Annotated in this window: 10 protein-coding genes and 2 pseudogenes; 8 read left to right on the top strand and 4 right to left on the bottom strand. The window is 71.0% G+C overall.

Features of this window, described 5'->3' with window-relative positions; all coding sequences use genetic code 11:
- Positions 1–62 precede the first annotated feature (62 nt).
- From ACFVUT_RS24260 to ACFVUT_RS24275, 4 genes are all read left to right on the top strand, one after another.
- Positions 63–1490 carry a GH1 family beta-glucosidase gene (locus ACFVUT_RS24260; RefSeq protein ID WP_389659263.1) on the top strand — a complete coding sequence of 476 codons (1428 nt, stop codon included), beginning with the start codon at positions 63–65 and terminating at the stop codon, positions 1488–1490.
- 183 nt (positions 1491–1673) lie between these two features.
- On the top strand, positions 1674–3044 hold the full coding sequence (locus tag ACFVUT_RS24265) for a hypothetical protein (RefSeq protein WP_389659266.1): 1371 nt from the start codon (positions 1674–1676) through the stop codon (positions 3042–3044).
- A 167-nt stretch (positions 3045–3211) separates the two neighbouring features.
- Entirely contained in the window at positions 3212–5899 is a 2688-nt protein-coding gene (locus ACFVUT_RS24270) for a SpoIIE family protein phosphatase (protein WP_389659269.1), read from the top strand.
- 248 nt (positions 5900–6147) lie between these two features.
- The gene (locus ACFVUT_RS24275) at positions 6148–7200 is read left to right on the top strand and encodes an NAD(P)/FAD-dependent oxidoreductase (RefSeq protein WP_389659391.1); all 1053 of its coding nucleotides are present in this window, start codon (positions 6148–6150) and stop codon (positions 7198–7200) included.
- A gap of 237 nt (positions 7201–7437) precedes the next feature.
- Here ACFVUT_RS24275 and ACFVUT_RS24280 read toward each other — a convergent pair whose 3' ends face one another.
- Positions 7438–8061 (bottom strand): YceI family protein, encoded by a 624-nt coding sequence (locus ACFVUT_RS24280; RefSeq protein ID WP_389659272.1) that lies wholly within the window; start codon positions 8059–8061, stop codon positions 7438–7440.
- Between the two features lie 237 nt (positions 8062–8298).
- Between ACFVUT_RS24280 and ACFVUT_RS24285 the strand changes: the two genes are divergently transcribed.
- Both ACFVUT_RS24285 and ACFVUT_RS24290 read left to right on the top strand, forming a co-directional pair.
- Positions 8299–8820, top strand: a complete 522-nt coding sequence (locus ACFVUT_RS24285) for a hypothetical protein (RefSeq protein ID WP_389659276.1) — start codon at positions 8299–8301, stop codon at positions 8818–8820.
- A gap of 178 nt (positions 8821–8998) precedes the next feature.
- Positions 8999–9628: a class I SAM-dependent methyltransferase gene (locus ACFVUT_RS24290; protein WP_389659279.1), complete on the top strand. Its 630-nt coding sequence runs from the start codon at positions 8999–9001 to the stop codon at positions 9626–9628.
- A 29-nt stretch (positions 9629–9657) separates the two neighbouring features.
- On the opposite strand, the pseudogene ACFVUT_RS24295 reads toward ACFVUT_RS24290, so the two are convergent.
- Both ACFVUT_RS24295 and ACFVUT_RS24300 read right to left on the bottom strand, forming a co-directional pair.
- Positions 9658–9844: pseudogene (locus ACFVUT_RS24295) on the bottom strand (site-specific integrase); the annotation flags it as partial.
- A gap of 73 nt (positions 9845–9917) precedes the next feature.
- Positions 9918–10346 carry a winged helix-turn-helix transcriptional regulator gene (locus ACFVUT_RS24300; RefSeq protein ID WP_389659282.1) on the bottom strand — a complete coding sequence of 143 codons (429 nt, stop codon included), beginning with the start codon at positions 10344–10346 and terminating at the stop codon, positions 9918–9920.
- 148 nt (positions 10347–10494) lie between these two features.
- On the opposite strand from ACFVUT_RS24300, the gene ACFVUT_RS24305 reads away from it, so the two are divergent.
- Both ACFVUT_RS24305 and ACFVUT_RS24310 read left to right on the top strand, forming a co-directional pair.
- Complete coding sequence (locus ACFVUT_RS24305) at positions 10495–11163, top strand: SDR family NAD(P)-dependent oxidoreductase (protein ID WP_389659285.1); 669 nt, start codon at positions 10495–10497, stop codon at positions 11161–11163.
- Positions 11164–11270: 107 nt separating this feature from the next.
- Positions 11271–11513, top strand: a pseudogene (locus tag ACFVUT_RS24310) (IS5/IS1182 family transposase); the annotation flags it as partial.
- Between the two features lie 38 nt (positions 11514–11551).
- Here ACFVUT_RS24310 and ACFVUT_RS24315 read toward each other — a convergent pair.
- Positions 11552–12778 (bottom strand): glycoside hydrolase family 64 protein, encoded by a 1227-nt coding sequence (locus ACFVUT_RS24315; protein ID WP_389659288.1) that lies wholly within the window; start codon positions 12776–12778, stop codon positions 11552–11554.
- Positions 12779–12824 lie beyond the last annotated feature (46 nt).

The raw sequence follows: 12824 nt of genomic DNA on the forward strand, positions 1-12824 counted from the left end.
CGCCTGCCCCGGTTGCCGCGCCACCCCGCGCGTAGCGACCCCACGCACACCACAGGAGAACCATGAACATCGTCACCCCTCAGGCATACGCGCGCGAGATCGCCGCCGAGCCCGTCCCCGGCCTGCCCGCCGGCTTCCGCTGGGGCGTCGCCACCGCCGCCTACCAGATCGAGGGAGCGGCCGGCGAGGACGGCCGGACCCCGTCCATCTGGGACACGTACAGCAGGGTGCCGGGCATGGTCGTGCGCGGTGAGAACGGTGATGTGGCCTGCGACCACTACCACCGGATGCCCGAGGACGTGCGGCTGATCGCGGACCTGGGCGTCGACACGTACCGGTTCTCGCTCGCCTGGCCGCGCATCCAGCCGGGCGGGCGGGGCCCCGCCAACGCGAAGGGCCTCGACTTCTACAAGCGCCTGGTCGACGAGCTGGAGGCCAAGGGCATCACCCCCTGGATCACCCTCTACCACTGGGACCTCCCGGAGGAGCTGGAGACCGGCGAGGCCGGGGGCGGCTGGCCGGCCCGTGACACGGCCTACCGTTTCGCCGAGTACGCCGCCCTCGCCTACGACGCGCTCGGGGACCGGGTGAAGCACTGGACGACGCTGAACGAGCCCTGGTGCTCGGCCATGCTCGGCTACGCGTACGGCAGCCAGGCCCCCGGCCGGAAGAACTTCGGCGACGCGATCCGCGCCGTCCACCACCTGCTCCTGGGCCACGGCCTCGCCTCGCGGTACCTCCGCGAGACGGCCGCCGCCCGCGGCAACGAGCTCGAACTCGGCATCACGCTCAACCTCGGCACCGCCACCCCCGAGACCGACAGCCACGAGGACGCCGAGGCCTGCCGCCGCGCCGACGGGCTCGGCTCCCGCCTCTACCTGGACCCGCTCGTCAAGGGCGCCTACCCCGAGGACGTCATCGCCGACCTCGCCCTGCACAACGCCGAACTCCCCGTCCAGGAAGGCGACCTGGAGATCATCTCGACTCCGATCGACGTCCTCGGCGTCAATTTCTACCGGGGCACGCTCTTCTCCGGCGTCACGGAGGAGGGCTCCCCGGTGGGTGCCGACGGGCTGCCCGTCACGCGCGGAGTGGAGCGCGATCTGCCGCGCACCGCGATGGACTGGGAGATCACCCCGACCGCCCTCACGGACCTGCTGGTGCGCCTGGAGAGGGACTACGGCGTCCCGACGGTCATCACCGAGAACGGTGCCGCGTTCGACGACACCGTCTCCGAGGACGGGCAGATCCACGACGCCGACCGCATCACCTATCTCGCCGACCACATCGCCGCCGTGGCCGCGGCCCGCGCCGAGGGAGCCGATGTCCGGGGCTACTTCGCCTGGTCGCTGATGGACAACTTCGAGTGGTCCTACGGTTACGACAAGCGGTTCGGCATCGTCCGCGTCGACTACGCCACACAGGAGCGGACCCTCAAGGACAGCGCCAAGTGGTACCGCGACACGATCCGCCTCACCCGCGACGCGTAGCCGACCGGGCGCGGCCCGCCCCTGAGGAGAGGGCGCCCTTCCGGAGGGCCCCTCTCCTCGGGAAGGGGCCGGCCCCGGCGAGTGGTGGCGCGGAGTCCCGGGTGGGCTCCGGGGCGGGAGCGGCGAAGTCCGGCCCAGGCGGGTGGTGGCGCGGAAGCCGCCCGCCTGGGTTAGCTTCGAGATATGCGGAACAGGCTGTTCCTGACCGTGTCGGTGGGCCTGCTGCTGATCCTCTCGGCGCTCGTGCTCGCCCTGGCACCCGCTGCGTCCGCCGCAGTCGGTGCATCCACCATCAATGATGTGGCGCAGGCGCTGCGCAAAAGCCCGGTGTACGTCGACCCGGCAGCCGCGGACCAGCTCCCGCCGGCACAGGCGGCCGCCCTGACGAAGAAGATCAAGGACGCCGACAAGCCCGTGTTCGTGGCGGTGCTGCCGCGCACCGCGGCGTTCCCCGGGCAGACCCTGCTGTCCACCCTGCGCGCGGACACCGGCATCACGGGCGTCTACGCGGTCCGCCTCGGCAACGGGTTCGACGCGGGCGCCGACCCGCGGGTGATGTCCACCCGAGCGGTCCAGAACCTCACCGCCGCCGTGAAGACACCCGGCGCGGACACGGACGCCGCGACCCAGCTGAACGCCTTCGTCGACCGGGCCGTCGAACAGGCCCGGGGCCACGCCCCCGCCTCCTGGGGCGGTTCCTCCGCGGCCGGCGGATCGTCGTCCGCCGTCGGACTGGTCACGGTCGGCGCGATCCTGGTGCTGGGCGGCGGCACGGCCTACGCGATCCTCCGGCGCAACCGGAGGCGCAAGGAGGCCGAGGAACGCGCCGCACTCGACAGGCTCCGGGTCGTCGTGGACGAGGACATCACCGCGTACGGCGAGACCCTGGACCGGTTGGACTTCCACCCCGCCGAGCCGGGCGCCGACGACGCCATGCGCGCCGACTACGAGCGCGCTCTCGACTCCTACGAGAGGGCGAAATCCCGTATGTCCGGAGCCCGGCACCCCTCCGACGTGCGCGGGGTCACCCAGGCGCTGGAGGACGGCCGCTTCTCCCTGGCCGTCCTGGAGGCCCGGCGCAGGGGCGACGAACCGCCCGTCCGCCGCCCGCCGTGCTTCTTCGACCCGCGTCACGGCCCCTCGGTGGCCGACGTCCGGTGGTCCCCGTCCGGCGGTACGGCCCGCGAGGTCCCGGTCTGCGCGGCGGACGAGATCCGCCTGCGCGAGGGCGAGGAGCCGCTGAGCCGCACGGTCGACGCGGGCGGCGGCCGACGCCGCCCGTACTGGGAGGCCGGCCCGGCATACGGCCCCTGGGCCGGCGGCTATTTCGGCGGCGGCCTGCTTCCCGGCCTGCTGGTCGGCACCCTGCTCGGCTCGGCGCTGTCGAGCCCGGCGTACGCGGCGGAGTACGGCGGCGGCGACTTCGGCTCCGGCGGTGACTGGAGCGGCGGGGACTTCTCCGGATCCGACTTCGACGGGTCGGGCTTCGGCGACGGCGGAGGCTTCGGTGGCGGCGACCTCGGGGGCGGCGGCTTCGACGGGGGCGGGTTCTGAGGCGCTGACCGGCGAACCTTCGAGTAGGCGCGATTCATGCTAGACCTAAAGTTATGTGTGGTATCGGCCGATTCTGGGCGAAGCTTCGGCGCCTCGCCCGGCGGCCACATCGGCGCGAGGAGGCGCGCCGGGGCCGAGATGCCCCCGTGCCGCCGCCCCGGGGACACATGACGCACCGCTCCCTGGGCCGGGAACTGCTGTCCCTGTTCAGTCCGCGCACCGTGGCCGGTCAGGTCTTCTGCTTCGTGCTCGCACTGGTCCTCCTGATCATCGCGGGCGCCGCGGTCGCTCTGGTGCTGCAGGGCCGCAGCGACAGTCTCCAAGAGGCCCGGCTGCGCACCCTGAGCGTGGCCGAGACGTTCGCGCACTCGCCGGGGATCGTGGCGGCGATGGACAGCAAGGACCCCACCGCCGTCCTCCAGCCGCGCGCGGAACAGGTCCGCAAACAGACACATGTCGATTACGTCGTCGTGGCCAACCCCCAGGGCATCCGCTACACCCACCCCGTCACCTCGCTGATCGGCAAGCACATCGTCGGCCCCTACAAGGAGGTGCTGGAGGGCAAGAGCTTCACCCGGACCTTCTCCGGCAGCCTGGGGCCCTCGATCAACACACTGGCGCCCATCACCCGACCGGACGGTTCCGTCGCCGGGCTGGTGTCCGTCGGCCTCACCGACCGTTCGGTCAACAGCGTGGCCGACCGGTCCGTCCCCCTCAGCATCGCCGCCGCGACGTCCGCCGCCGCGGTCACGGCGGCCGGCGCGGCGCTCGTGAGCAGACGGCTGCGCCGCCAGACGCACGGGCTCGGCCCCACCGAGATGACCCGGATGTACGAGCACCACGACGCGGTGCTGCACGCGGTCCGCGAGGCCGTTCTCATCCTCGGGGCCGACCACCGGCTGACGATGGCCAACGACGAGGCCCGCAGACTCCTGGTCCTGCCCCCGGACGCCGAGGGGCGCGCGGTGACGGACCTCGGGCTGAACCCCGCGACCGCGGAGCTCCTCGCCTCCGGCCGGACCGTCACGGACGAGGTGCTGCGCGTCGGCAACCGTCTGCTGGCCGTCAATCTCCGGCCGACGAACGTGCGCGGCGGCCCGTCGGGCACCGTGGCGACCCTGCGCGACACCACCGAACTCCGCAAGATCACCGGCCGGGCCGAACTCGTCCACGAACGCCTGCTGCTCCTCTACGAGGCCGGCGCCCGGATCGGCACCACCCTCGATCTGGACCGGACGGCCCAGGAACTGGCGGATGTGGCGTCCCCCGGGTTCGCCGACGTCACGACCGTCGACCTCGCCGATGCCGCGCTCACCGGGAAGGATTCGATCCTGCCGGACGGAGAGGCGCTGGACATGCGCCGCACCGCCATCGCGGCCGCCGACCTGCATCAGCCCCTGGTTCCGGTCGGCCAGGTGGTCGGATTCGTTCCGTTCAGGACGCGGTCCATGCGGATGGACATCAGCGAGGTCGGGCTGGGCCACGAGGTGATCACGCAGCTGGGGTGGCGGTACTGGGATCCCGAGCGTGCCCGGAAGATCGTCGACTATGGATACCACTCGGTCCTGTCCGTACCGCTGTACGCGCGAGGCGTCGTCATGGGGCTGGTCAACTTCTGGCGTGGGGCCGATTCCGCCGGGTTCGACGAGGACGACCAGTCCTTCGCCGAGGAGCTGGTGGCGCGGGCGGCCGTCAGCCTGGACAACGCCCGCCGGTACACACGCGAGCACGAACTGGCCGTGACGCTGCAACGCAGCCTGCTGCCCCGTGACCTGCCCGAGGAGAGCGCCCTCGATGTCGCCCACCGCTACCTGCCCGCGCGGGCCGAGGTGGGCGGCGACTGGTTCGACGTGATCCCGCTGTCCGGCGCCCGGGTCGCGCTGGTCGTCGGTGACGTCGTCGGACACGGACTGCATGCCGCCGCCACCATGGGGCGGCTGCGCACCAGCATCCACAACTTCTCCGCGCTGGACCTCGCCCCCGACGAGTTGCTCGGGCATCTCGACGAGATGGTCCAGCGGATCGACCAGGACGAAGCGGCCGACGGCGGTGACGAAGTCGCCGGAGCCGCCTGCCTGTACGCGATCTACGACGCGGTCTCCGGAAACTGCGCGGTGGCGCGGGCCGGTCACCCCGGCCCTGTGGTGGTCCTCCCGGACGGCACCGTCGAGATCCCCGACGTACCGGCCGGTCTCCCACTCGGCATCGGCGGGATGCCCTTCGAGGCGGCCGAGTTCCACGTACCGGAAGGGAGCCGTCTGATCCTCTACACCGACGGTCTCGTCGAGCACCGTGACCGGGACATCGACACCGGCCTGGACCTGCTGCGCGCCACTCTCGCCGGTCGCGACCGGACGCCGGAGGAGACCTGCGACGACGTCCTCGACGTGATGCTGTCCGGGCAGCCGAGCGACGACGTCGTCCTCCTTGTGGCCCGCACCCGCATCCTCGCCCCCGAGCAGGTCGCGCAGTGGGACGTGGACACCGACCCGGCGGCCGTGGCCGGAGTCCGCAAGAACGTCGTGCAATGGCTCACCGAACGCGGCCTGGACGAGGAGGCGTTCACCACCGAGCTGATCCTGAGCGAGCTGGTCACCAACGCGATGCGCTACGGCACGGGACCGATCGAGGTCCGCCTGCTGTACGACCGCAACCTGATCTGCGAGGTGTCCGACACCAGCAACACCTCCCCGCATCTGCGCTACGCGGCGGCGACGGACGAGGGCGGCCGGGGCCTGTTCCTCGTCGCGCAGTTCGCGGAGCGCTGGGGCACCCGGTACACGGAGACGGGGAAGGTGATCTGGTCGGAGCAGACGGTGGGCGAACCGGAGAGAGAGGGCGACGCCAGGGCCTGACAGTGCATCGCGGCGGTGAAGCAGTACGGGCCGGAGTCGATGCGGCCGGACCTGCGGATCGATCCTCTGTTCCGGTGACCGGGGCGGACGCCCGGTCCAGGACCTCAGACGGTGACACGACCAAGGGTTTGCCGATCCAGCAACGAGGCTTGCTGTTATGTCGCCCCGTCGTGGACGCTTTCCGGTGAATGGAGGTGCCTCTCATGGGCGACACAGACGACTTCGACGACACGGACGGCATGAAGGTCATGAAGGACACGACCGGCGAGAGCGGCGGGGATCAGCGGTACGACGTGGTGGTCATCGGGGGTGGGGCCGCCGGGCTGAGCGGAGCCGTATCGCTGGCGAGGGCGCGCCGGTCGGTCCTGGTGATCGACGCGGGCCTGCCGCGCAACGCGCCCGCGTCGCACGTGCACAGCTACTTGGGGCGCGAGGGCACACCACCCTCGGAGCTGCTGGCCATCGGCCGTGACGAGGTGACCGCGTACGGGGGCGAGATCACCGAGGGGGCTGTGGCGGCCGTCGAGCGGTTGCCGGACGACGGGGGATTCCGCGTCCTGCGGGAGGGCGGAGTCGCCGTCACGGCGCGTCGGCTCCTGGTGACGACCGGACTCGTCGACGAACTGCCCCCGGTGCCGGGTGTGGCCGACCGGTGGGGGCGTGAGGTTCTGCACTGCCCGTACTGCCACGGCTGGGAGGTCAGGGAGCGCCCGATCGGCATCCTCTCCACCGGGGCCCTGGCCGTGCACCAGGCACTGATGTGGCGCCAGTGGAGCGACGACATCACGCTTTTCGTCCACACCGGGCCCGAGCCGACCGACGAGGAGTACGAGCAGTTGGCGGCGCGTGGCATCGCCGTGGTCGACGGGGAGGTGACCGGCCTCGATGTGGCGGAGGACCGGCTCACCGGGGTGCGGCTGGCGGGCGGCCGGGTCGTCCCGCGCGAGGCTGTCGTGGTCCAGCCCCGCTTCACCGCCCGCGCGGACGTCCTCGCGGGCCTGGGCCTGGCGGCGGCCGAGCTGGAGATGGCCGGTGAGGTGGTCGGCACGTACATCGCCGCCGGTCCGACCGGGGCGACGGAGGTGCCCGGTGTCTGGGTGGCCGGCAATGTCGCCGACCCGAAGGAGCAGGTCATCGGCGCTGCGGGCGCCGGGGTGCGGGCCGCCGCGGCGATCAACGCGGACCTGATCGCCGACGACACCCGCCGGGCCGTCGCCGTCCGGCGCCGTGCGGCCTTCTCGCCGGCGGCCGAGCGCGAGGTCTGCGCGCGGGTGCTCGGGGAGCGGCGACACGGGCTGTGAGCCCCTGCGCCGGGCCGTGCGGCGCGGGCGGTCCGGTCGGGTTGGGTCGGGCGGCGCGGGCGGTCCGGTCGGGTCGGGTTGGGTCGGGCGGTCCGGTCGGATCCGGGTCGTGTGGCGCGGGCGGTCCGGTCGGTCGGGCGGCGCGGGGGCCGGGACCGCCGAGCGTCCGCCTTCCCTCCCGGGCCGGGGAGGGGGGAAGGCGGGCGCGCTCGGTTCGGGCCGGAGGTGGCAGATGCGTCAGGCCTGCGGTGCGGCGGCCTTGATCGCGGAGATGTCGAAGTTCAGCTTGACCTTGTCGCTGACCATCACGCCACCGGTCTCCAGCGCCGCGTTCCAGGTCAGGCCCCAGTCGGAGCGCAGGATGTCCGTGCTGCCCTCGAAGCCGACGCGCTCGTTCCCGTAGACGTCGGTGGCGGAGCCGTTGAACTCCAGGTCGATGGCGAGGGGGCGGGTGACGTCCTTGATGGTGAGGTCGCCGGTGATGCGGTACGTGTCGCCGCCGAGCTGCTCGGCCTGCGTGGAGCGGAAGGTCATGAGCGGGAACTTCTCGGCGTCGAAGAAGTCGCCGCTGACCAGGTGGCCGTCGCGGTCGGCGATGCCCGTGTCGACGCTGGCGATCTTGACGTCGATCGACGCGGTGGACTTCGCGGGGTCGCGCCCGTCGAGCGTCAGGCTGCCCTCGTGCTCACCGAACGCGCCGCGCACGTTGGTGACCATCGCGTGCCGCACGGTGAAACCGATGCTGCTGTGCGCCGGGTCGATCGCGTAGTCACCGGTGAGGGCGGCCAGAGCCGGGTCGACCGGAGCGGCGACGGCGGGGGCGGACGGGGCGTTGTTGTTCTTGCGGTTGAACAGAGCCATGGCTCCTCCTCGGGGTGAGATCGGATGTCGGTCGAAGTGGTGGTTTAACCTTCAACGAGATTGACTGTAGCGCCATCTATTTAAAAGTTCAACATTGAGGTCGAGGGGTTCTGGGGGGTTCTCGTGAAGAGTGACCCGTCCGCCGCCATCAACTCCCCGCACCCTCTGGCGGACGCGCGTAGAACTCGGGCAGTATCTTCCTGCCCTTTGTTTGTCATGAGCAGGAGGAGTCCCCCCATGGTGTCCCGTATGACACTGCGTCCCGTCCTGACCGCCCTCGCCCTCGTCCTCGGCGTCCTCTTCGCCCCGGGCGTCGGTGTCCTCGGCGGCGCCACCCAGGCCCACGCCGACACGAAGCTCACCCACGCCCAGGCCACCGCCCGGTTCAGCTCCTCCGGGATCACCTGGTCGTCCTCCGGCGGCTGCTCCAACCGCAACGTCTCCACCTGCACCTCGTTCGACCAGCTCAACCTGGCCACCGCCCAGGGGGCCCAGACCCTCAAGAGCGCCACGGGCTGCGCGTTGAACATCACCGGCGGCACCGAGACCGGGCACGCCAGCGGTACGTACTCGCACTGGAACGGGTACAAGCTCGACTTCGCCAAGTCCACCTGCCTCACGAACTACGTCCACGGCGTCTTCACCTACATAGGGCTGCGCGGTGACGGATACCCGCAGTACCAGGCGGGTTCCGGCAACATCTACGCGGACGAGGGCAACCACTGGGACGTGACCTACTACAACTGCGGCGGCTGCTGACCCCTCGCCGTACCGGCTCGCACGAGTGCCCCCGTTCCGTAGGAGCGGGGGCACTGTGCGAGATGACTTCGGCGAAGGCGCGGCAGACGGCGCGCCGAGCAAGTCCCCTACGACGGCCCGGGATTCGGCACGGGGTCGGCGAACGGCCGCGCATGGGGGGGGTGTTAACTTCCTTCCCGTGGCGGAGCATCAGGATGAGACCAGGGCGGCCTACGACGGGATCGTCGAGCTGTACGCGTCGATGTTCGCAAATCGACTGGAGACGCAGCCGTTCGCGCGGAACATGATCGGCATCTTCGCCGAGCTGGTGCGTGGGACGGGGAATTCGCGGGCGGCCGACGTCGGGTGCGGACCCGGACACCTGACGGCCATGCTGAACGACCTGGGGCTGGATGCCTTCGGGCTCGACCTCTCCCCAGCCATGGTCGACCACGCCCGGCTGGCCCATCCGGCGCTGCAGTTCGACGAGGCGCGGATGGAGGCTCTTCCGGTTGAGGACGGCGCGCTCGGCGGAGTGCTGGCCCACTACTCGATGATCCACACCCCTCCTGGAGAGATCCCCGCGCTGCTCGCCGAGCAGGCGCGTGTCCTGGCACCGGGGGGTCTGCTCCTGGTCTCGTTCTTCGGGACCGACGCGCCCGAGCCGGTCCGCTTCGACCACAAGGTGACGCCCGCCTACAGCTGGCCGGCGGACCGGTTCGCCGAGCTCCTGGCCGGGGCCGGGCTCGTCACATTCGCCCGGCTGCTCCACGACCCGGCCTCCGAGCGGGGCTTCCTCGACGCCCACTTGCTGGCCCGCCTCCGCTAGAGCATTGCCTTCTACCGGTGGGCTCTCGGGGACTTGGCCATCAGCATCAGCAGGGATGTTCCCTGCTCGCCGAGGCGGGTCGGGAAGGAATGGCGGTACTCGTGCAGGTCACCAGCCCGTCCCCGGCCCGGCGAGGGCGGTGTGCTGGTCGAGCGGCGCGCGGGCCTGGCAGCAGGAGAGCCGCGCCAGGCCGGTGTCCGGCGACGTCGCCAGAGGTCGTGATCGGCGATGCCGGTAAGAGAGCGCGCGGACAGGGTTCCGCGGCTGTGTACTTATGGCCTCGATGTCGTCAGGTGGCAAGTGTCTCTTGAGGAGGGTCTTCGGCTCGCTGATCGAATGCTTCGCGGGAGGCGTCGATGTCGGCCAGGTTCTTCATGCTCCAGTCGATGAGGGGCTGGGTGGCCTCCAAAAGCGTGTGGCCCATGGGTGTGAGTTCATAGGTCACCTTGGGTGGCATCACGGAGTGGACCGTGCGGGTCAGCAAGCCGTCGCGTTCGAGCCCGCGCAGGGTGACGGTCAGCATCCGCTGGCTGACGCCCGCGATCGACCGTTTGGCCTCGGTGAACCGCAGCGGTCCGCTTCCCAAGACGGCGACGACCAGCAGTGACCACTTGTCGGCCACGAGGTCGAGCACCTCGCGCGCCCGTGCACTGGTGGAGTCGCAGAAGGCCGTGCGGGCCGGCGGCTGCTCCCCCGGAACGGTGGTCTGGTCGGTCATGAGTTACCTCCGGGGAACCGGGGCACGTCAAAGTGCCTGATTGACTCGCCCTCTCGGTTCCATAAAGTTACTGGGGTACCAATCGTAACCGCCACATTCCTGGCGGGGTCTCGTCGCATCCCGACGGGCCACCATGGAAGGAACCTGCATGCCCACCATCGCCGTCGTCGGCGCCGGTCCCGGAATGGGCCTAGCGATCGCCCGAACCTTCGGGGCCAAGGGATTCGATGTCGCCCTGATCGCCCGCAACGCGGAGCGCCTGGACGGGTTCGCCGGCCGGCTCGCCGCCGAGGGCATCACCGCCAAGGGCTTCCCCGCCGACGTCCTGGACCGCGACTCCCTCGCCAAGGCGCTCGCTGACGCGGCCGAGCACTTCGGCACCATCGACGTGCTGGAGTACTCCCCGGGCGGCCCGGAGCCGAAGTTCCTGACCCCGACCAAGGCCACGCCCGAGAACGTCGACCTGCAGATGCAGTACCTCGTGTACGGCGCGATGGCCGCGACCGCCGCGGTGCTGCCCGCGATGCGTGCCGCCGGCGCCGGCACGCTGCTGTTCACCACCGGTGCCGGTTCCGTCGACCCGACCCCGATGCTCGGCGACATCAACACCGCGGGTGCGGCGCTGCGCAACTGGGCGATCAACCTGCACAAGGAACTCGAACCCGAAGGCATCCAGGCCGCCCACGTCGCGATCGGCGTGTGGATCGGTGACCGCGCCCCCGAGGGTGCCCCCGCCGCTACCGCGGACCAGATCTCGCCCGTCTACTGGGACCTGCACACCCACCGCGACCAGGCGGAGCGAGTCTTCACCGTCTGACCACCGCTGGAGCCGGAAACGGCGACACCGCACCTCCAACGGGCACGAGACCCGGGTTCGGCACGACACGGAGCATCCGGGTCGGCCCCAACCGAACCGAAGGCCTCGTGCCCGTTCGGCCCGTTCTGCCCGTTTCCATTACTGCCCCGCTGTGGGCCCAGTCCGCCGCCCCGATCCCGGCCCGTCGGGTCATGCACCCGCTGGGCTGCCACCGACCGCGCGTCCCCGATCGCATCGTGTTCGAGCGCCTCCTGGCACGCCTGGTTCTGGGCGGTACCTACCAACAGCACGCCGATCACCATGTCTCGGCAACCACGCTGCGAGCCCGCCGGGACGAATGGATCCGAGCGCCGTGCTGCCGTGGCCTGCGCACCGTCGTGGCTCCGGCTCAGGACCCCACGCTCACCGTGAAGCGTCGCGGGTTGCCGTCGTTCGCGGCGCCCGAGACGTCCGGCTGTCCGTCGGGGCGTACGTCGTCGTACGGGAAGGCGTAGCCGATGGGAGTGTTGGCGTGGACCACCCGCGACCAGTGGTTGGTCGCCGTGCCCTGGTAGTAGTCCGCGGCCGAGGTGCCGTTCGGCTGGTCGGGGTGGGTGAGCATCAGGGAGCGGTTGAAGCCGGACGCGAGCCGGGCCAGCAGCGCCTTCTTGTCGTCGGAATCGGCCGGGTTGTTGGTGAACGGGCCGTGGTTGCAGGTGAAGACGTCCTTGGAGACCGGCTTGGTGAAGGTGTGCCCGCCGTCGAAGGTCAGTACGTCGCCGCTGACCCGGCCGGTGCGGACGCCGCGTCCGCCCTGGAGGTCGATCCGCAGGTCGGTGGAGCGGTACTTCTCCCAGACCTGGTCGATGTACGACGTGAACACGTCCCGCAACGGCATCTCGTCCGGCCGGTCGAAGAACGGCGCCATCAGGTTCTGCGGCGAGATCACCCGCAGTACGCCGCCGTCCGATCCGCGGACCACCAGCTTGTCCCACGGCTGGCCGTCGGCGGCGGCCTGGGCGGTGAGGCCGTCGGCGATCCGCTGCACGGCCCCGTCCGGGAGCGGTGCCACGGTGTGCGTGGTGTCGCCCTCCAGGGTCAGGCCGATCGGCAGCGCGGTGACCAGGTCGACATAGCTGATGTTCGCGTACAGCTGCTGGGGATTGAAGGTGAACTCGCAGAACGACCAGGTCCGCCCGTAGTTGGGGTCCGTGGACGTCGCGAACGCCGGCTCGACCAGCGCCGGGCCGGGGTTCAGATAGAAGGTGAGAGTGTCGTCGCGCACGAAGTAGACGCGGGCGCCGTACATCTGAGGAAGCGTCAGTACGACCGGCGCGCCGCCCGCACCGTTCAGAGGGATGGCGCAGTCGACCGGCAGGGGCGTCTGCGGTGCGGCGGGGGAGTCGGGACGGTAGACACTGCCGTCGGCCCGCAGCAGCACCCAGCGGTCGGTGCCCTGCTCGTGACCGGTGACGTACGCGTTGACGCGGCCCGGCAACGAGCGGTTCACCAGGGCGATTTCACAGGTCGCCGGAGCGGCGGAGGCGCCCGGGCTCAGGGCGCTGCCCCAGACGGGGTAGGTGAGCGCGGTGGCGGAGGCGGCGGCGCCTGTCAGGAACAGCCTGCGTGAGATCACGAGAGACTCCCGAGGTGTGTGGGGGGCCACGGACGGGGCGATCGTG

This window comes from Streptomyces sp. NPDC058051, assembly GCF_042885475.1.
Lineage (GTDB): Bacteria > Actinomycetota > Actinomycetes > Streptomycetales > Streptomycetaceae > Streptomyces.

Bases quoted from the DNA above. Each gene is read 5' to 3' on its own strand.
- ACFVUT_RS24265 (WP_389659266.1), top strand. From the start codon at position 1,674: ATGCGGAACAGGCTGTTCCTGACCGTGTCGGTGGGCCTGCTGCTGATC.
- ACFVUT_RS24260 (WP_389659263.1), top strand. From the start codon at position 63: ATGAACATCGTCACCCCTCAGGCATACGCGCGCGAGATCGCCGCCGAG.
- ACFVUT_RS24300 (WP_389659282.1), bottom strand. From the start codon at position 10,346: ATGACCGACCAGACCACCGTTCCGGGGGAGCAGCCGCCGGCCCGCACG.
- ACFVUT_RS24285 (WP_389659276.1), top strand. From the start codon at position 8,299: ATGGTGTCCCGTATGACACTGCGTCCCGTCCTGACCGCCCTCGCCCTC.
- ACFVUT_RS24275 (WP_389659391.1), top strand. From the start codon at position 6,148: ATGAAGGACACGACCGGCGAGAGCGGCGGGGATCAGCGGTACGACGTG.
- ACFVUT_RS24305 (WP_389659285.1), top strand. From the start codon at position 10,495: ATGCCCACCATCGCCGTCGTCGGCGCCGGTCCCGGAATGGGCCTAGCG.
- ACFVUT_RS24270 (WP_389659269.1), top strand. From the start codon at position 3,212: ATGACGCACCGCTCCCTGGGCCGGGAACTGCTGTCCCTGTTCAGTCCG.
- ACFVUT_RS24280 (WP_389659272.1), bottom strand. From the start codon at position 8,061: ATGGCTCTGTTCAACCGCAAGAACAACAACGCCCCGTCCGCCCCCGCC.